The organism is Candidatus Sulfuricurvum sp. RIFRC-1, from assembly GCF_000310245.1.
Lineage (GTDB): Bacteria > Campylobacterota > Campylobacteria > Campylobacterales > Sulfurimonadaceae > Sulfuricurvum.
The window spans coordinates 482,079-500,786 of the sequence record NC_020505.1; the positions used below are offsets into that span (position 1 = coordinate 482,079).

Consider the following 18,708-nt stretch of genomic DNA (forward strand, 5'->3'; position numbering starts at 1 on the left):
ACAATGGCAACAGTCATCCGTTTAACCCGTATGGGTCGCAAAAAACAACCTTTCTACCGTATCGCGGTAACCGATAGTCGCAAACGTCGCGACGGCGGTTGGATCGAATTGATCGGGTATTACAACCCAATGACAGACCCTATCACTACCAAAGTAGATGAAGAGCGTTTGAACTACTGGTTGAGCGTTGGTGCTCAAATGTCAGACCGCGTTAAAAAAATTACCGGTAAATAATGATGGTTGCGGACTTCGTCGCAGGTTTTGCTAAGTTAATAGCGTCTTATCCCGAAGAGATTCGGGTAGAATCGAATGAAGGCGACGAAGTGACCGAAATCATTTTGTATGCCAATCAGGCGGATGTAGGCAAGCTAATCGGAAAAGAGGGCAAAATGATCGGTGCGATCAAAACCGTCATTTCCGGTTGCAAAGCCAAAGACGGAAAAAGTTACCGAATCAATGTCGAACCGCTTTCGTAATTCACCCCCCAAAGATCTTCTTCATGTTGCCACTTTAGGCCGAGTCGTCGGTTTAAAGGGGGATATGAAACTCAATCTTTCCACTGATTTCCCTGAACAATTTAGTGCTAATGCCTCCTTTATTTTGGAAAACGGCAAAGAAATAACTCTCTCTTCTTATAACCCTGATCGTGAACTGGTTCATCTCAAGGGGATCGATTCTCCTGAAGCGGCTAAAGCACTGACCAATACGAAACTTTTTACCACTTTTGAAGCGACGCGTGAGCGATGCAACTTGAGAGAGGGTGAGTTTTTCTGGTTTGACCTGCTCGGTTCCACTGTTATGGAAGGGGAAATAGTTTTGGGAAGCGTTCAAGAGATTGAACGGATCGGTCCTTTGGATTATCTGCTGGTAACAACCGATGCATCGTTTGTTTCCAAAGGACTTCCGGCTACCTTTTTAATCCCATACATCGATCATTTTGTTTTAAATGCTGATGCAACGGCTAAAATAATCACCGTAGAGGGCGGATTGGATCTGTTAGAGGCATCCTAATGCGTTTTACCTATGTAACGATTTTTGCTAATCTGATCGAGGGATATTTTCAAGACTCGATCCTAAAACGGGGTATTGAGTCGGGTAAATTTTCGGTTGATTATCTTAATCCCAGAGATTTCAGTACCTCAAAGCATCATAAAGTGGATGATACTGCCGCAGGCGGTGGGGCAGGGATGTTAATGACTCCTCAGCCGCTGTTTGATACTCTTCAAACACTGCCGGATGAATCTCACATTATTTTTGTCGCACCCGTCGGGAAACAATTTACCCAAAACGATGCCAAGCGTCTCTCATCGAAATCTCATGTGGTTTTTGTGAGCGGTCGGTATGAGGGGATTGATGAGAGGGTAGTTGAACGCTTCGCTGATGAAGTGTTCAGCATCGGCGATTACGTTCTCACAGGAGGGGAACTCCCCTCTCTTGTGATGACCGATGCCATCGTTCGAAACATCGAAGGTGTTTTGGGAAATAGTGAATCATTGGAATATGAGAGTTTCGAATCACCACTGTTGGAAGCCCCTTCGTTTGGAAAACCCCCTGTTTATGAGAATATGAGTGTTCCATCAGAATACTTAAAGGGAAATCACAGTAAAATTCGTGCACTAAAATCGTCTCTGTCTGAATGCAAAACAAAATACTTCAGACCGGAGCAGCTTCAAAAGCATAAAATAAGGACATCTTATGAAAAATAAGTACATTGCAAGTTTCGAGCAAGCACAAATCGCTAACAAAAACGTTCCTGAGTTCCGCGCGGGTGATACACTTCGTCTTGCTGTAACCATTACAGAGGGCGAAAAATCACGTGTTCAAAATTATGAAGGTATCTGTATCTCTATCCGTGGAGAAGGTACTGGTCGTACTATCACAGTACGTAAAATCGGCGCTAACGGTGTTGGTATCGAGCGTGTATTCCCAATCTACAGCGATAGCCTAGAGAAAATCGAAGTTCTTCGCCGTGGACGTGTACGTCGTGCGAAATTGTTCTATCTTCGTGACCTTGCTGGTAAAGCGGCACGTATTAAAGAAATTCGTCGCAAATAATCCCCTGCCGCTTTTATGCGGCACCTCTTCTTCTCTTCTTTTTTCCAATCGTATCAAATTTCTCTCTAATACTTTTTAATTTTCCAAAGTACCGCAGCTGTTAATAAAGCCGCAAAAACAATCATGGATATAAAAGCATCTAGGGTTCCGTACGTGTGTTGAAATGGCAATCCCCCGGTATTCATCCCGAAAAATCCTACAACGAGATTAAGGGGTAAAAAGATGACAGAGATAATCGTGAGAAGATAAATACTGCGGTTGAGGCGATCATTGGTCTGGATATTATGATAGCGGTAGATATCATCGAGCTGTGTATTGGCAGCGATGGTCGAACGGAGTGAGCGTTCCAGATGTTCGTGTAAATCATTGAATTCATTCAGTAGATCGGTTTCTGAAAAGTTGTGTTTAGTGACGAAGCGCTCGAAAATATCCACCGCCTTGATGATGACACGTTCGGTGCGAGAGAGTTCCTTTTTGAGGATATGCCATCGTTCCATAGGATTAAAGGATTGTTTTTTGTAGAGACTCTCTTCGATGAAAGCAATTTTATCGTGCGCAATTTCGATATCTTCCATATAGGCATCGATTTTTTCATCCAGAAAAAGATAGAGATCTTTGAAGCCATTCTCAAAACGAGTCAGTTCTCCCTGTTTTCTATCATAATAGAAGATCTCGTCTTGGACAATAACAAAGGGGTAGGAAAAAAATCTCCCTTTGGTCTTCCAAAACTCATTTGAACGTAAGGCTAAAATATTGGCTTTCCCTTCCCAGAGTTCAGGGAGTCTAAGGATAAGGATTTGATATTCTCCGTATACTTCGTAGAGAGATGGGTGGATAGGATTTTGGAGGTCTTTGAGATGAAGTTCATGGAGCTGTATCATCTGTTATTCTCCTTTGAGGGCTCTTTCCATATCGCGTTTGAGACTTTTTTCTTTGAGATCGTCACGCTTATCATAGAGTTTTTTCCCTTTTACAATGGCAACTTGCATTTTAGCAAGGTTTTTATCGTTGAAATAGATACTCAGCGGTACAAGGGTAAACCCTTCTTTCTCGACGGCTTTAAACATCTTATCGATTTGTTTCTTGTGCAGCAGTAATTTGCGGCTTCCACGTTCTTCGTGAGTGTAAAAATGGTGGGTGGTATCGAGTACCCCGATATGCACACCAAATACGAACGCTTCTCCGCGAACGATTTTGATAAATCCGTCTTTGAGATTGACTCGTGCGGCACGGAGGGCTTTGACTTCTGAGCCTTTGAGGACTAAACCCGCTTCGAATTTCTCTTCGATGTAGTAGTCAAAAAAGGCTTTTTTATTGGTGGCAATGTTTTCACCCATGGGTATCCTCCTTAATTCTAAAAAAACTGCTTCCGCTGCCGGAAAAAAACCATCCCTTTTTTTCGCTTAGTTCAGGATAACATCCAAGTGCGGAGCGATAAAGGTCATTGGCCTCTTTAGGGCACATAGCGGCAAGAATAGCACGTGAAGGGGTGGACTCGAGACGTGACGCCTCTTCAGGAGCGATCGGTGCATAGAGATGCTCACGGTAGTAGCGGTACACCGCTGGGGTACTGATCTGTATGTCGGGGGTGATAACTTCAAAATCGATCAACGGTTCATTGAATTTTTCGACAATCTCTCCGATTCCGCTGACGTTGGCACTCTCGTACCCGTAAATGAAAAAGGGGACATCGGCACCGACATTTGCACCGATATCGGCAAGTTCTTCGACGGTTAGCCCCAACTCCAATTCCTCATTACACATCCGCAAAAAGGTTGCGGCATCGGAACTGCCTCCGCCTAAACCTGCAAAAGAGGGGATGTTTTTTTCAACGCATACGGCATGGTTCTCAAAGAAAGAGGAAAGATTATCGGAGCGGGTAACGGATTGGAGATATTTATAGGCTTTATAGATGGTATTAGAGTGAACTTCGCAATCAAAATTGCCTCGGATCTCAAATTCAGGAGTCGATTTCGGTTCAAACCAAAGGGTATCAAAAAGGTGATTGACCCGCATAAAACGTGAGCTTAGGGTATGGTAATCTCCCCTCATTCCGGTGATTTTGAGAAAAATATTGACTTTGGCGTAGGCGCGGTAACGGATCATAATTTGAGTTTTTGTACCAGTTGTTGCAGGAGTGATTCATCATGACCTGATGATGCCTCTTTGTTTGAATCTTCGACGGCGCGAACAAGCTCACTCCGTAATACCCGAATATTGTGCGGGGCATCTATCCCTAGCTTTACGACCCCTTTTTCGATTGAGACCACTTTAACGGTGATTGTATCGGCGATAATGATCGATTCTTCAGGTCTGCGGGAGAGAATCAGCATGCTTCAACCTTATTGAGAATATAACGGACGCCATCAGAGGTAATCTCTAGAATCGAGATGGTATCACCGTTGTCGATCCAGTAGGTTCCATTGTCGCTAATATCAAAATCTTCGCGTGATAATGGTTGACCGAGTAGAACCGTTTGTAATGTGCCATTATAGCGGTTTTTGGTAATAGCGAGAGAGGTTTTAAGATCAAGCTCTTTTTCATTTTCGTAGATAAATTGCCCTTCATTGAGCCGCTCTAATGCACTAAGGGCACCATTGCAACCTAAGCGATTGGCAATCATTTCTCCGAGTGAACGGATATAGCTCCCCTCGGAAACAGTTGCTTCAAAGGTAAGAAAGGGATGCGTGTAGTGGATGAGGGTAAGATTATAGATTGTCGAGGTGATTTCATGCAAATCAACCTCTTTTCCTTCACGGGCGAATTCATAAGCTCTGCGCCCTTCGATTCGCTTTGCGCTGTATTTGGGCGGTAGATAGGTGAGCTCACCGGTTAAAGAGTTTAAAATAGGTTGAATCTGCTCTACACTGAGAGGCTGAGTCTCGTCTATCGTCTCGATTTTTTCAATATCCAGAGTCGGCGAATAGGCTCCAAGCCAAAGCGTCGCTCGATAACGCTTAGGGGTTTTGTTTAAAAATCGAAACAATCGTCCGTGATTGCCGAATGCAATAATAAGCACCCCTTTGGCAAAGGGATCTAATGTACCGGAGTAGCCCGCTTTTTTGACGCCGTAACGCCGTTTAAGTCTCCCTAAGAGCTGATTTGAACTTATTCCAGAGGGTTTATAGGCAACGAAAAGACGATTCAATTAAAGTTTCTCCACGAATGAGGCAAGAATATCCCGTTTATTACCGCCGAAATTGATACTGAGTTTAAACTCGCGTCCCGCTTTGCTAACCCCTTCGACCCGTCCGGCACCGAAGATTTTATGGCGTATTAAGTCCCCTTTTTTATAGGAGGTATTTTTTTCCAAGATCAGGGAACCTTCGCATAATCCCGCTTCGTTGATGAAGCGGCTTTTTTGCAGATCGGTACGGCGTCCTTTGTAAAAGCGGCTGTTGACATTGGAGAGGGTAAGATTGCTTTTGGCACGGGTGATAGCAACATACCCCAGACGACGTTCTTCTTCGAGATCACTCCCATCGCCGATAAGCGGTAAAAATCCCTCCTCCATACCGATAACGAATAGGTGCTCGAATTCCAGCCCTTTGGAAGCGTGGATACTCATGATATAGATACTCTCGCCCTCCACTTGATCTTGTTCGCTTTGCAAGGTGATGTCGTTGAGAAACTCAGCCAATGAAGCGTCAGGATTTTGTTTGACATAATCACGAAAGAGACCGTAAAATTCATCGATATTGGCTATTTTTTCGGCTTCGTCCGGGAGCCCTTTTAGGGTCTCTTTGATTTTAAAACGTGTTTCAAGCAGATCGATAAAACGGTAAATTGCCTCTTCTGCAACGAGACGAAGTTCAAGAATTTCGGAGACGAAATCACGCAGCTCCCCGGCACTTTTTTTCCGTACAAGCGATTCGAGCTCACTCTCATTGAGGGTAGAGATAAATTCAAACATCGATTTACCCGCTTCGATGGAAGAGAGCTCAATTTTATCAATCGTCGCTTTTCCCAGACCCCGTTTAGGTTTATTGATAATCCGCTTGAGAGAGAAATTATCATGAACGTTGGTGATGACACGCAGATAACTGATGAGATCTTTGATCTCGGCACGGTCATAGAAACGTAAACCGCCGACGAGCTTATAAGCGACACCGGCGCGGTTTAGTCCCTCTTCGAGAGAACGGCTGAGGGCATTGATCCGATAAAGTACCGCGATTTCATTCGGGCGGACTCCTTGGGTGATAAGAGTTTTGATTGTCTTGGCAATTTTTTGGGACTCTTCGCTCTCATCATTCGAGGTGATGGTTTGGACCGCCTCTCCCCCCTCTTTGGTTGCGATGAGTGTTTTACCCAATCTTGAGCGGTTATGTTCGATGAGGGCATTGGCAACCGTGAGAATAGGCTGGGTGGATCGGTAGTTGTGCTCCAATTTGACCACCATCGTATTGGCGAAATCCTGATCGAACTCAAGGATATTTCGCACATGCGCCCCCCGCCATCCGTAGATACTCTGATCATCGTCCCCTACGACGCAGAGATTGTTGTGAGTACTGCACAATTTTTGGAGTAATCGTAATTGTAATTCATTGGTGTCTTGATATTCGTCGATCATGATATAGCGATATTTTTCCGATGTCTGAGTACACAGATCGGGATTCTCATTGAGGAGCTTATAGGTGAGGCAGAGCAAATCATCGAAATCGACGAGATTATTTTTGAGCAGATAGGCTTCATACTCTTCATAGATTTTAGCAATGTGCTTGTAGTTCGTAAGTTCCGCTTGCGCGTACGCTTCGGCAGGATCGATGAGAGAATTCTTATAGCGGGAAATTTCACTGGCGATCAGGGCAGTGGGAAGATCAGCATTGATTTTTTTAATGATTTTCTTTTTGTCATCGGTATCGATAACTACAAAATTATTAGCACGTCCCAGCAAATGGATATGAAATTTGAGAAAAAGGAGGCCGAATTTATGAAAGGTACAAAGCAAAGGGGGATAGGAATTTTGGGCGATAAGTCCCATCGCCCGCTCACGCATCTCTTTGGCCGCTTTATTGGTAAAAGTGAGGGTGAGTGTGTTGCCTGCGGGAATTCCGACTTGATCAAGCAGATACGCAAGGCGTGTGGTAATGGTTTTGGTTTTTCCGCTTCCTGCTCCTGCCAAAATGAGCAAAGGACCGTCAATCCGCTCCACCGCACTGCGTTGTGCTTCATTAAGATTTGAGAGAATTTCATCCATGCTGTTATCGCCCTGCTCGTATTAATAGTTAATTTATTATAGCCCAAGTTTTCTATTTTTTAAATTCCTTTATCCAAATGCAATAAAATATGCTCTTCAACTCTTGCATTGGTTATAATTTTGGGTTATAATACTGCTATTCATTCAGCTTATAGGAATTATTATGTTAAAAGATTTTGCAAAACTCATGACCTTTCTGACGGTCGTTAGGGAGAAAAGTTTTTCAAAAGCATCGGCGAAACTCGGTATTTCTCAGCCTGCCGTAACACAGCAGATTAAATTTATCGAAGATTACCTCGATACTCGTGTGGTAGAGCGTAAAAAGAACGGGATCAAGTTAACCAAAGAGGGTGAAGATCTTTTCCGTATTGCGATAAAGCTTGAAAAAGCGATCCAATCGAGTGAAAAAGAGCTCCTTAAAATCATCAATAAAGAGTTCACTTTTATCGTGGGTGCTTCGTATGCGATCGGTAACTATGTATTGCCATCGTACTTGGGTCAACTCAAAGAGAAGATTAATAACGAAGTTCACATCCGTGTTGCATTTTCAGAGGAAATTGTAGATCAGTTGATTGATAAAAAGATTGATATCGCCCTTATTGAATCACCGGTATTTAAAGAGGGATTAATTTACCGTGAATGGGAAGAAGATGAATTGGTTATGTTCTCCAATCAGCCGATCCCAAAACAGCTTCGTAAAGAAGATATGTATAAATTCGACTGGATCTGCCGTGATGAAAATTCTCATACACGCAAATTGACCGCAGAAGTGTTTGAAGAGATCGGGGTAGAGTGTTCAGGATTCAATGTCATCGGTGTCGTTGCCAGCTCGACAGCGATTAAAGAGACATTGATGCGTTCACCGAAAGATGCTGCACGTCCGGTTGTATCGGTCATTTCTCGCCATGTTATCAGTGATGAGGTGGAAGAGGGGAGATTGTTCGAAGCGCGGATTAAAAATTATAAAATCAAGCGTAAATTCTACATCGTCTACAGCAAAGAGCGTAAACATGACGCGTTTATCGATAACGTTGTGACGTATCTACTGGGATTAAAACTGTAACTTTATAGTAGTCCGTTCGTGGTGAGCTTGTCGAACCATGAACACCCTTCGACAAGCTCAGGGCGAACGGAAATAAAATCACTTTTTCTTCAAAAACTTCTGATTCTCAGGATTCGCGAGCAATGCGCTCATAGAGTTCTGAACCCCTTCATGCTTTTCAATGTTGATAATAGGATGTTGTTCTTGGGGTATTGCAAGGTTGACAAATGCAGGGGTATCATCAATGATGATCTGAACAATTGAGAGAAGAGGTACGGAAACAAAACTGCCGATATTTTCTTGACCAAATCCCGCTTCAAAAATCAAAATATCGTTGTCGATACGGGCACTTTCAAACGTGTATCCCGCGAGAAAAAATAGGGTCATTGCCCGAAACTCTTCACTTAGATGATGAGGGAGAGGGGGATCAAACGTAACGTGATCAATTTTACATAAAATCCCGAAATTTTGGTCATTTTCAAAAAGGTAGATAAGCATATCCCGAACATGGTTTTCCATTAAACGGGCGAATGAAGAACTTTTGATAATATCGAATAACATAATCACAGACCTGTATTTTTAGGTAATTATACCACTTTCGACTTCAATGAATCCCATCATCGCATTCATAAGGGCTATCTTTGTTGCTTTTGCAATATCAGATACACGTAAGGATACGGGATAAACGACCCCTTTTTCAATCATTCTTGCACGTGTCGTTCCCTTGAGCAAAGGGATGTCCGGAGTGAGCCATTTCCCATCAATGAAAAAGGCAATATTTGCGATCGTAGTGTCGGTAAGCAAGCCGTTTTTCACGATAAGAACATCGTCGCAATCCTCTCGCTTCTCATACAGATTATTTAAATTTTCTCTCTGTGCGTATTTAAGGGGATACTCAATGGTATCGGCATGAATTAGCTTAAGAGAGCTGATTTTTTTGGGTGTATAGGGGATGAACTCGATGGAATAGTGGTTTGCGTCATAAAGAAAACGGCATCGATAGAGTCCACGATCGGGAGGTGTTATCAATATTTTAAGCTCATAATTTTTATCGATGCCGAGAGATTGGAGTGAACTTTCTAAACGCTTTTGATGATAGGAGAGGTGAAGAGGCAGACCCTCTTCGCACCGTATCGTTTCTAAGAGCATTTACGATTCAAACAGCGGCGTACTGAGATAACGTTCTGCGGTATCGCATAAAATAGTGACGATTGTTTTGCCACGATTTTCAGGGCGAGCAGCGATGAGCGCAGCGGCATGGACATTAGCCCCCGCAGAGATACCGACGAGCAGCCCTTCCGTTTTAGCGAGTGCTTTGGAGGCTGCGATTGCATCTTCGTTGCTCACCATAATCACTTCATTGTAAATGGCTGTGTTGAGTACATCGGGGACGAATCCCGCTCCGATCCCTTGAATCTTATGCGGCCCCGGTTTTCCGCCTGAGAGGACAGGGGAATCTTTGGGCTCTACAGCAATGATTTGGATATTCGGCAAAGCGGCTCGGAGTGCTTCCCCCGTTCCGGTAATTGTCCCTCCGGTTCCGATAGCAGCGACAAAAATATCGACATTTCCATCGGTATCGCGTAAAATTTCTTGAGCCGTGGTGACACGGTGGATAGCAGGATTTGCAGGATTGGAAAATTGTTGAAGAACGATAGCATTGGGGGTTGATGCAACCAATGCATTGGCCTCATCAATAGCCCCTTTCATCCCTGCTGCTGCCGGTGTGAGGACGAGATTTGCCCCGAGAGCTTTGAGAAGATTGCGTCGTTCGATTGACATTGATTCAGGCATGGTGAGGGTGAGTTTTAACCTCAAAGCAGCACAGATAGAGGCGAGTGCGATACCGGTATTTCCGCTGGTCGGCTCGATAATCAAGGTCTCTTGGTTGATACGACCCTCTTCCATTGCGGTTTTAATCATGTTAAACCCGATACGGTCTTTGACCGAACTGGTCGGATTCATAAATTCGCATTTTCCTAAAATGGTTGCTCCGCTACTGCCAGATGGTGCATTGAGCCGTACAAGTGGCGTGTTGCCGATGAGTTCAGTGATATTTGCCGCGATTTTCATGTGGTATCCCTGTTTTTTACCCATTATAATAGCAAATTTTTTAAAATCCAATAATCATTAGTGAATCAGTATGGATAGATGTAAATAACTTCTATTTAAATTGAGGATTTTTACGAGAGATTAAAAAATTTTGCATATACAGTGGTTTTATCCTATAATTTCATTTTTAAATCAAGATATCGGGTATCTTTAAACCATTTAGCCTGGCTAAGACGCTTAAAGATATTCAAATGAGGGAATACGTGAAAACTAAAAAGATCAGCAAAGTATTGATCGCGAACCGTGGTGAAATCGCACTTCGCATTATTCGAGCCTGTAAAGAGTTGGGGATTAAAAGCGTCGTCGTTTTTTCAGAAGTAGACGTTAATGGTGTATGGGTTCGTAAAGCTGATGAGTGTTATCCGATCATGGGTGACCCAATTGCCGCGTATCTTGATTATGATCGTATTATCTCTTTGGCGAAAAAAGCTGATTGTGACGCGATCCATCCGGGATACGGCTTTTTGTCCGAGAGTGCAGAATTCGCACAAGCATGTGTCGATAACGGTATTATATTCATTGGTCCGAAACCGGAACATATCGCCCTTTTCGGTGATAAAATGGCGTCAAAAGTAGCGATGCGTGCGGTGGGTGTTCCGATGCTTCCGGGTACGGATGAGCCGATCGATAATGTCGAAGATGCTGAGAAGATTGCAATCGGAATCGGATTCCCTGTTATCATCAAAGCGGCTTTCGGAGGTGGCGGACGCGGTATGCGTATCGTTGAACGTGCGGAAGATTTTAAAGAGATGTACGAGTCTGCAACTAACGAAGCGTTGCGTTTCTTTAGCCGTGGTGAAACATTTATCGAAAAATATCTCAAAAATCCTCGTCACATCGAGATCCAAATCGTTGCGGATAAATACGGTAACGTTGTTCATCTCGGAGACCGTGACTGTTCTATCCAACGTCGTCACCAAAAAGTGATCGAGATCGCACCGTCTCCATTATTGAATGAAGCGACTCGTCGTGAGCTTTACCGTATTTCGACCAAAGCGATGTTCAAACTCGGCTATGAGAGTGTCGGAACAATCGAATATCTGGTTGATCAAGATGACAATATCTACTTTATCGAGATGAACACCCGTGTTCAAGTAGAACATCCGGTAACGGAAGCGATCTCAGGAATCGATTTGATCCAACGTATGATCCAAATTGCAGAGGGTGATCCACTTATTTTCATGCAAGAAGAGATTAAATTTCGTGGGTATGCGATCGAATTCCGTATCAATGCCGAAAATCCTAAAATGGGCTTTGTCCCATCTCCGGGTCTTATCACTAACTATCTTGCACCGGGTGGCCCTGGGGTGCGTTTGGATTCTATGGCATACACCAACTATCAAATCCCTTCAAACTACGATTCAATGATCGGTAAATTGATTGTTACGGCGTTGACATGGGAAGATGCGGTGCGTAAAGCGACTCGTGCATTGGATGAGTTCTTGATCGAGGGGGTTCCGACGAATATCCCTCTTCACCGTCAAATCGTTCGTGACCAAGATTTTATCGATGGTAAACTTGATACCGGTTACCTCGATACAAAATTACAAAGTTTTAATCTTGATGCGATCCACAACATGGACGACGAAGAGACGAAAATGAAACAGATCACTGCTGTTATCGAAGCCATCAACAAAAACAAGCTCAACGTTCGCCACTAAAAGCGAAAAGTTCCTTATTCCCGCGCTAGCGGGAGTTTTTTCCCCTGAGAGTAAACCAGCTATTTTCCCCTATTATTTTTTAATACACTATCCCGCTTCCCCCGCCATTCGCCGCATGAAACACTATTGTATTGTTTTTACGGGCATAAAAACGAATCAGAAGATTTTGTACTGTCGGCTCGATGGAGGGTTTAAACCATCCGTTATTACTGACGGCAATTATGTAGCGCACTTCAGGAGTGTAGAGTTCAGAGCGTGTCGCTTCGTAGCAGACGGCATTGCGAAAAGTTGCCCCTTTAACGTTAAAATCGGTCGGTTTTTCGGCCGTGACGAAATCAGCCCCCCCGCCGAAAATCTCCCGATTGACCCATCCGCGTAAAAACTCCGGTAGCGGTATGTATTCGCCGAAGGGGACGAGAATTGTTTTTTTTGCGACGGTGACATTGCCTTCATTATAGAGGTAAGATACGTTGTAGTTTAAACCGTCTTCTTTGTGCAGTGTTCCGGTGAGTATGGCGATATGCATTGAGCGCTGTGCGAGTGCTTCGGAAATCACGGCGTATTCGTTCATATAGAGAGGAAATGCCGATTCGGGGAGGACGACAAGATCGTACCCCTGAGCGATCGCATCATCGATGGCATCGAAATTTTCTTGGAGTGTTTGCTCTAAGCGCTCATTTTGCCATTTGAAATCTTGAGAAATATCGGTTGAGACGAGCTTGATTTTGACATCGGGAAGAGGCGGGGTGGCGTACGAAGTTTGGATGGCGCCGAGCAGCAGCATTAAAGGAAAGAGTTTTTTGAAGCCGCTAAACCATCCTGAGAGTGCAAGAGAAAAGAGGACAAGGGCAAACTGCCATTTGGTAAACCCGAGATAACTTTCGACGAAAATAAGTTCCGGCTGCATCCAGTTGAAATCCATCGGCCAGACAAACGTGAGAGCGAACAAGACGAGGGCCCGGATGAATGGATTGGAGGTGAGGGACATCGTCCCGTAATAGAGGGAATAGACGATTCCAAATCCCAGAGCTACCAGCCATGTTGCCCATCCAAGACCGTAATATTGAAAACTAAATCCGATCCAGTAACACCACAGCAGTCCGATCCAAAATCCGCTGATGAGTACGGTACGCTTCGGGGCATGCAGGAGAGCATAGAGGGCAATTAACCCTGAAAACGTGTTGAGTGCTTTGGATGTGAGAGCGAAATGTTCCCAGTAAATAAAAGCGGAGAAAAAAAGGGCAATGAGCAACGGGGCGAGAAGGAGTTCCATAAAGGGTGTATATCGATATTTCATAGAGCAATTATACCGTTGTTAGCCACATTTCAGTATAATGCCCCAATTTCACAGAACCCAAGGATATCCATGGAAATTGTTTCACAAATTCTCCCTTTCGTCTTTTTGATCGCTATTATGTACTTCGTGATCATTCGTCCCCAAAACCAGCAGGCTAAAAAGCACAAAGAGATGGTTGAATCCCTCGCAAAAGGGGATAAGATTATCACAACCGGCGGATTGATCGTTGAGATTAAAAAAGTCGAAGAGACCTATTTCACGATTAAAATGAACAATGAAACCGAAGGGCGCCTCGTTAAAGATGCAGTAGCCAGAAAGTACGAGGATGAAGTTTAATTTCCGTGTTATTTTACTCATAGCGGCTGCTCTTTTCGGGATCATCTTTTCGGTCCCTTCCCTCACACAAAGCGAACATGGTGCAAAAGTTACCCTTGGACTCGATCTTCAGGGTGGATTACATCTTCTTTTGGGGGTTAAAACCGAAGAAGCGGTTAACTCTCAGCTCAAATCGGTTGCCTCCGGTCTAAAGCACTTTAGTGAACAGAATGATATTTTACTCGACGGTCTCAGTGTTGAGGGAGATCATGTGGTCTTTGAACTCATGGACAGTGAAGACGGTGCCAAGATTGATGAACATTTAAAGAGCGTTCAAGGTACAGCGGTCAAACTCTCCGGTGCAGCGTATAGTGTTTCGTTTAAACCCGAAGAGGTTGAAAAGCTAAAGACCCAATCGGTGGATCAGGCGATTGAAACGATTCGTAACCGTCTCGATCAGTTCGGTTTGGCAGAGCCTGTCGTCGCACGTCAAGGGGTTGATAAAATTCTCGTGGAGCTTCCGGGGATCAAAACACCGCAAGAAGAGCAGCGTGCACGTGAGTTGATCTCCCGTGCAGCGAAGCTGGAACTCATGGCAGTCGATGAAGATCGCTCAATGCGTGTAAATGACATGAGCGATGCGGAAGCGCTGAGCTTCGGGGACAAAATTCTCGAAGATGCGTTGCAGCCGAATGTCAAACATCTGGTTAATGAGATTCCTATTTTGGATGGGACAATGCTGACCGATGCACAGGTGGGATACGATCAAAACAATCGTCCGGTGATTAATTTTTCACTCAATTCTGCCGGTGCACAGGTTTTCGGTGATTTTACCGGGAGAAGTGTGGGTAAACGTCTCGCGATCGTTTTGGATGGAAAAGTGTACTCAGCACCCGTAATCAATGAACGTATCGGCGGTGGAAGCGGTCAGATCAGCGGTAACTACACAATCGAAGAGGCAAACGATTTAGCGATTGCTCTCCGATCCGGTGCCTTGCTTGCCCCTATCTATATGTTGGAAAAACGCTCTGTCGGGCCAAGTCTGGGAGCGGACAGTATTAAAGCCTCTTTGCTCGCATTGGTGAGCGGATTTGTATTGGTTATGATTTTTATGATGATGTACTATGGGTTGGCAGGTATTATCGCCAACCTTGCAGTCTTGATCAATATCTTTATTATTTTGGCGATGATGGCACTTTTAGGTGCGACACTGACATTGCCGGGTATGGCGGGTATCGTCTTGCATATCGGTCTTGCTGTTGATGCCAATATTATCATCAACGAGCGTGTTCGTGAGCAGTTACGATTGGGTCTTAGTGTTCGAAAAGCGTTGGAAGAGGGATATGCTAAAGCGATGCGGGCTATTTTGGACTCCAATATTACCCAAATTATTGCGTGTACCATTTTGTATGTCTATGGAACGGGTGCGATTAAAGGGTTTGCCGTAACACTCAGTATGGGTATTTTGGCCTCTATGTTGACGGCGATTGTCGGAACCTACGGGATTTTTCAACTCTTTACCAATCGTATTGAAAAATCGAAAAACTACAAAATGTGGTTTGGAATGACGAGAAAGGTGAACGGATAATGGAATTGTTTAAAGAAGATAAAGTCTATAACTTCCTAGGCAAAGGGAAAATCTTTTTCGTTGCTTCGTTTGTCCTTTTCTTTTTAGCGATTGCTCTTATCGCGACAAAAGGATTTTCTTTCGGTATCGATTTTACCGGAGGAACGGTGGTTCAGGTAAAATATCAGGGTGTTGCCCCTATCGATAAAGTACGTGAAGCGTTGGAGAAAAATGAACTTTTTAAACACGCCAGTGTTACGGAATTCGGTTCTCCTGAAGAGATTATTATTAAAACGGCGGCATCGACGGATGGATTGAGCAAAGATATCGGAGACGTTACACGAGAGATACTCAAAGGAACGGGTGAATTTGAAATTCGTCGTGTCGATATGGTCGGACCGAAAGTCGGGGATGAACTTCGGGTTAAAGGGCTTACCGCGTTTCTTTTGACGTTGGCTGCAATTATGGCGATGGTTACGTTTCGGTATGAGTGGCGTTTTGCATTGGCGGCGATTATCGCGATCGTCCACGATATCGTTATTACGTTTGGTTTTGTCTCCTTTTTTGAGATCGATTTCAACATCGAGAGTGTTGCGGCACTCCTTATGATTCTGGGATACTCGATTCATGATACGATTATCGTATATGACCGTATACGTGAACATATTCAAGAGTCTAAAAACAGTGATTTTGTTATGATCGTGAATGAAGCGGTTTCTCGTACTCAGTCTCGTACAACATTGACCTCATTGACGGTATTTTTCGTCGTATTAACTCTCTTCTTGTTTGGGGGAGATATTATGATCGGTTTCAGTTTCCCGATGCTTGTCGGTGTTATAATCGGAACCTACAGCTCGATTTTCGTTGCTGCACAGCTTGTCGTGTGGACAGGGTTTAGTGTAAGTCGATATCGTGAAAAAATGGCGGAGAAAATCAAACTTCAAGCCGAAAAAGAGAAAATGCGCGCTCAGTTTGAGCAGGGCATTGTTTGATTACAGTATTTAGGAGTTTTTTTTGAATTATACCCCCGCATCGATTGAGGCCAAGTGGCAGAAAACTTGGAGTGCAACCAAAGCGTATGAACCCTCAACTGATTTTTCTAAACCTAAAAAATATGTTTTAAGTATGTTCCCTTATCCTTCGGGGCGCATCCACATGGGACACGTTCGTAACTACACGATCGGTGATGCCTTCGCCCGTTATTATCGTCAGCAGGGCTTTAACGTCCTTCACCCGATCGGCTGGGACAGTTTCGGAATGCCGGCAGAGAATGCGGCGATCAAACACGGTGTCCATCCGAAAAAATGGACCTATGAAAACATTGCGACGATGCGCGGAGAACTTGCAGGTCTTGGTCTTTCGTTTTCAGAAGATAGAGAGTTTGCGACCTCTAATCCTGAGTATACGGCGTTTGAACAGGGCTTCATCATCGATATGTTCAACAAAGGGCTCTTGTACCGGAAACAAGGGTTTTTGAACTGGTGTCCGCACGATTTAACCGTATTAGCCAACGAGCAGGTAGTTGACGGCGGATGTTGGAGATGCGGAACCGAGATCGTCCAAAAAGAGATGTATCAGTATTATCTCCGCATCAGCGATTATGCCGAAGAGCTCCTCGAATCGCTCAAAACGCTTGAGGGAAAATGGCCGAAGCAGGTTTTGACGATGCAGGAGAACTGGATCGGAAAATCGTACGGTTTGGAGTTTGCCTTCAAACTGGATGAAGAGAGTAAGGCTAAGCTTGGCGCAGTTTATCAAAGTTTTGATGTTTTCACCACCCGTCCCGACACGATCTACGGAGTAAGCTATGCGGCACTGGCACCTGAGCACGAAATCGTCCGTCATATGCTCTCGTTCGGGTTACTCGATCAAGCAACAAGCGACGCGATCAAAGCGATGCAGCGGGTCAGTGCACGTGATCGTGCAACCAGCCCGAAAGAGGGTGTATCACTCGGTATTCATGTTCTCCATCCTCTAACGGGGGCAAAAGTACCGGTATGGGTGGCGAATTTCGTTCTCACCGATTACGGCTCGGGTGCGGTTATGGCGGTTCCTGCCCATGATGATCGCGATTATGAGTTTGCGACCAAATATGATCTTCCGATCAAAGCAGTTATTTTCCCATCCGAGGGTGAACTGCCATCAGGGTGTGCCTATACCGAAGCGGGAACACTCCGTGATAGCGGAGAGTTCAACGGTTTGGATAACGTCACCGCTAAAGCTGCGATTATGGATCATTTCGAAAACGAAAAACTGGGCCGTAAAGTGATCAATTTCCGTCTCAAAGACTGGGGAATCAGCCGTCAGCGTTACTGGGGTGCACCGATCCCTCTGATTCATTGTGAATCGTGCGGAATCGTTCCCGAAGATAAATCCAATCTTCCGGTAGCACTTCCTGAGGATGTTGTGATCAACGGTGAGGGAAATCCTCTGGAACACCATGCGACGTGGAAACACTGCGCCTGTCCAAAATGCGGCAATCCCGCCATCCGCGAAACCGATACGATGGATACTTTTATCCAATCATCGTGGTATTTCCTCCGCTATACGGTCAAAAACGATTATACAGAGGCGCTAGACAAACAAGCCCTCGATTACTGGATGGGAGTAGATCACTACATCGGCGGGATTGAGCACGCGATCTTGCATCTGCTCTATGCCCGTTTCTTTACGAAAATGCTCCGTGATTTGGGTTACGTCAACAGCGATGAGCCGTTTGAGCATCTTCTCACTCAGGGTATGGTTCTTAAAGACGGAGCAAAAATGTCCAAGTCCAAAGGAAACACCGTCGATCCGGGTGCATTGGTCGAGAAATACGGTGCCGATACGGCGCGTCTCTTTATCCTTTTCGCTGCCCCTCCGACCCAAGAGTTGGAATGGAACGACAGTGCGGTGGAGGGGGCGTATCGCTTCCTCAAACGGTTTGCCGATCGCAGTCAATACGTTAATGTTACCGACCGCTTACCGATGATCGATCATAGTACCCTTTCCAAAGAGGAGAAAAACGCTCGTAAAAAAGTGTATGAGGCACTCAAGCGGGCTCAAGAGGTATACACGGAACGTCATACCTTTAACACGATGATTGCCGGTGTGATGGAAGCGATGAACGCATTGAACGAACAAACTAACCGTGATGTCTGGACGGAGGGGTATTGGATTCTTACCTCCGTGATGGAACCGATCGTTCCTCATATCTGTTGGGAACTCTCTACTGAATTTTTCGGCGGGAAAAACTTCGGTGTCCAAGTGGTGCTCGAAGAGGTATTTGAAGTCGATAGCGTAGCTCTGGGTGTCTCCATCAACGGTAAAAACCGCTCAACGATCGAAGTGGGCGTCGGTGAAAGCCAAGAAGCGATTATCGAGATTGCGAAAGCCGCAGTTGAGAAATGGATTGAGGGTAAAGAGATCGTAAAAGCGATTGTTATCCCCGGGAAACTTGTCAATCTCGTCATAAAAGGGTAA

The 18,708-nt window shown here is 44.7% G+C and carries 21 protein-coding genes; 11 read left to right on the forward strand and 10 right to left on the reverse strand.

Annotated elements, in window-relative coordinates; translation table 11 throughout:
- Window positions 1–3 precede the first annotated feature (3 nt).
- The 5 genes from rpsP (at window position 4) to rplS (ending at window position 2,055) form a co-directional block, all read left to right on the forward strand.
- Window positions 4–234: a 30S ribosomal protein S16 gene (gene rpsP / locus B649_RS02555; RefSeq protein WP_013459360.1), complete on the forward strand. Its 231-nt coding sequence runs from the start codon at window positions 4–6 to the stop codon at window positions 232–234.
- A 2-nt stretch (window positions 235–236) separates the two neighbouring features.
- Window positions 237–476, forward strand: a complete 240-nt coding sequence (locus tag B649_RS02560; protein ID WP_041192521.1) for a KH domain-containing protein — start codon at window positions 237–239, stop codon at window positions 474–476.
- 64 nt (window positions 477–540) lie between these two features.
- Window positions 541–1,011 (forward strand): ribosome maturation factor RimM, encoded by a 471-nt coding sequence (gene rimM / locus B649_RS02565; RefSeq protein WP_015652939.1) that lies wholly within the window; start codon window positions 541–543, stop codon window positions 1,009–1,011.
- On the forward strand, window positions 1,011–1,706 hold the full coding sequence (gene trmD, locus B649_RS02570; protein WP_015652940.1) for a tRNA (guanosine(37)-N1)-methyltransferase TrmD: 696 nt from the start codon (window positions 1,011–1,013) through the stop codon (window positions 1,704–1,706). The genes rimM and trmD overlap by 1 nt, the downstream gene beginning before the upstream one ends.
- The gene (rplS, locus tag B649_RS02575) at window positions 1,696–2,055 is read left to right on the forward strand and encodes a 50S ribosomal protein L19 (protein ID WP_015652941.1); all 360 of its coding nucleotides are present in this window, start codon (window positions 1,696–1,698) and stop codon (window positions 2,053–2,055) included. Before trmD ends, rplS begins: the two co-directional genes overlap by 11 nt.
- Before the next feature lie 65 nt (window positions 2,056–2,120).
- Here rplS and B649_RS02580 read toward each other — a convergent pair whose 3' ends face one another.
- Genes B649_RS02580 through B649_RS02605 form a run of 6 tightly spaced genes read right to left on the reverse strand, consistent with a single transcriptional unit; the run spans window position 2,121 to window position 7,252 of the window.
- On the reverse strand, window positions 2,121–2,936 hold the full coding sequence (locus B649_RS02580) for a CorA family divalent cation transporter (RefSeq protein WP_015652942.1): 816 nt from the start codon (window positions 2,934–2,936) through the stop codon (window positions 2,121–2,123).
- Window positions 2,937–2,939: 3 nt separating this feature from the next.
- Window positions 2,940–3,392, reverse strand: a complete 453-nt coding sequence (smpB, locus tag B649_RS02585) for an SsrA-binding protein SmpB (protein ID WP_015652943.1) — start codon at window positions 3,390–3,392, stop codon at window positions 2,940–2,942.
- On the reverse strand, window positions 3,385–4,161 hold the full coding sequence (locus B649_RS02590) for a 4-(cytidine 5'-diphospho)-2-C-methyl-D-erythritol kinase (protein ID WP_015652944.1): 777 nt from the start codon (window positions 4,159–4,161) through the stop codon (window positions 3,385–3,387). The genes smpB and B649_RS02590 overlap by 8 nt, the downstream gene beginning before the upstream one ends.
- Window positions 4,158–4,388, reverse strand: a complete 231-nt coding sequence (gene csrA / locus B649_RS02595) for a carbon storage regulator CsrA (protein WP_015652945.1) — start codon at window positions 4,386–4,388, stop codon at window positions 4,158–4,160. Before csrA ends, B649_RS02590 begins: the two co-directional genes overlap by 4 nt.
- The gene (truB, locus tag B649_RS02600) at window positions 4,382–5,203 is read right to left on the reverse strand and encodes a tRNA pseudouridine(55) synthase TruB (RefSeq protein ID WP_015652946.1); all 822 of its coding nucleotides are present in this window, start codon (window positions 5,201–5,203) and stop codon (window positions 4,382–4,384) included. Before truB ends, csrA begins: the two co-directional genes overlap by 7 nt.
- On the reverse strand, window positions 5,204–7,252 hold the full coding sequence (locus B649_RS02605) for a UvrD-helicase domain-containing protein (RefSeq protein WP_015652947.1): 2,049 nt from the start codon (window positions 7,250–7,252) through the stop codon (window positions 5,204–5,206).
- 163 nt (window positions 7,253–7,415) lie between these two features.
- Here B649_RS02605 and B649_RS02610 point away from each other — a divergent pair, with 163 nt between their 5' ends.
- Window positions 7,416–8,315: a LysR family transcriptional regulator gene (locus B649_RS02610; protein ID WP_015652948.1), complete on the forward strand. Its 900-nt coding sequence runs from the start codon at window positions 7,416–7,418 to the stop codon at window positions 8,313–8,315.
- A gap of 78 nt (window positions 8,316–8,393) precedes the next feature.
- Here B649_RS02610 and B649_RS02615 read toward each other — a convergent pair whose 3' ends face one another.
- The 3 genes from B649_RS02615 to cysK are packed head-to-tail and all read right to left on the reverse strand — an operon-like array spanning window position 8,394 to window position 10,367.
- Window positions 8,394–8,855 carry a hypothetical protein gene (locus B649_RS02615; RefSeq protein WP_015652949.1) on the reverse strand — a complete coding sequence of 154 codons (462 nt, stop codon included), beginning with the start codon at window positions 8,853–8,855 and terminating at the stop codon, window positions 8,394–8,396.
- Window positions 8,856–8,873: 18 nt separating this feature from the next.
- On the reverse strand, window positions 8,874–9,443 hold the full coding sequence (locus B649_RS02620) for an aminotransferase class IV family protein (protein WP_015652950.1): 570 nt from the start codon (window positions 9,441–9,443) through the stop codon (window positions 8,874–8,876).
- Complete coding sequence (cysK, locus tag B649_RS02625) at window positions 9,444–10,367, reverse strand: cysteine synthase A (protein ID WP_015652951.1); 924 nt, start codon at window positions 10,365–10,367, stop codon at window positions 9,444–9,446.
- A 230-nt stretch (window positions 10,368–10,597) separates the two neighbouring features.
- Here cysK and B649_RS02630 point away from each other — a divergent pair, with 230 nt between their 5' ends.
- The gene (locus B649_RS02630) at window positions 10,598–12,067 is read left to right on the forward strand and encodes an acetyl-CoA carboxylase biotin carboxylase subunit (RefSeq protein WP_041192379.1); all 1,470 of its coding nucleotides are present in this window, start codon (window positions 10,598–10,600) and stop codon (window positions 12,065–12,067) included.
- A 79-nt stretch (window positions 12,068–12,146) separates the two neighbouring features.
- Here B649_RS02630 and B649_RS02635 read toward each other — a convergent pair whose 3' ends face one another.
- Window positions 12,147–13,364: an apolipoprotein N-acyltransferase gene (locus tag B649_RS02635; protein ID WP_015652953.1), complete on the reverse strand. Its 1,218-nt coding sequence runs from the start codon at window positions 13,362–13,364 to the stop codon at window positions 12,147–12,149.
- Window positions 13,365–13,433: 69 nt separating this feature from the next.
- Here B649_RS02635 and yajC point away from each other — a divergent pair, with 69 nt between their 5' ends.
- From yajC to leuS, 4 genes are read left to right on the forward strand one after another with little or no spacing between them, the layout of a single operon-like run.
- Window positions 13,434–13,700, forward strand: a complete 267-nt coding sequence (yajC, locus tag B649_RS02640) for a preprotein translocase subunit YajC (protein WP_015652954.1) — start codon at window positions 13,434–13,436, stop codon at window positions 13,698–13,700.
- Window positions 13,690–15,267 carry a protein translocase subunit SecD gene (gene secD, locus B649_RS02645; protein ID WP_015652955.1) on the forward strand — a complete coding sequence of 526 codons (1,578 nt, stop codon included), beginning with the start codon at window positions 13,690–13,692 and terminating at the stop codon, window positions 15,265–15,267. Before yajC ends, secD begins: the two co-directional genes overlap by 11 nt.
- Window positions 15,267–16,238, forward strand: coding sequence for a protein translocase subunit SecF (secF, locus tag B649_RS02650; RefSeq protein WP_015652956.1), 972 nt, complete (start codon window positions 15,267–15,269; stop codon window positions 16,236–16,238). Before secD ends, secF begins: the two co-directional genes overlap by 1 nt.
- A gap of 22 nt (window positions 16,239–16,260) precedes the next feature.
- Window positions 16,261–18,708 (forward strand): leucine--tRNA ligase, encoded by a 2,448-nt coding sequence (gene leuS / locus B649_RS02655; RefSeq protein ID WP_015652957.1) that lies wholly within the window; start codon window positions 16,261–16,263, stop codon window positions 18,706–18,708.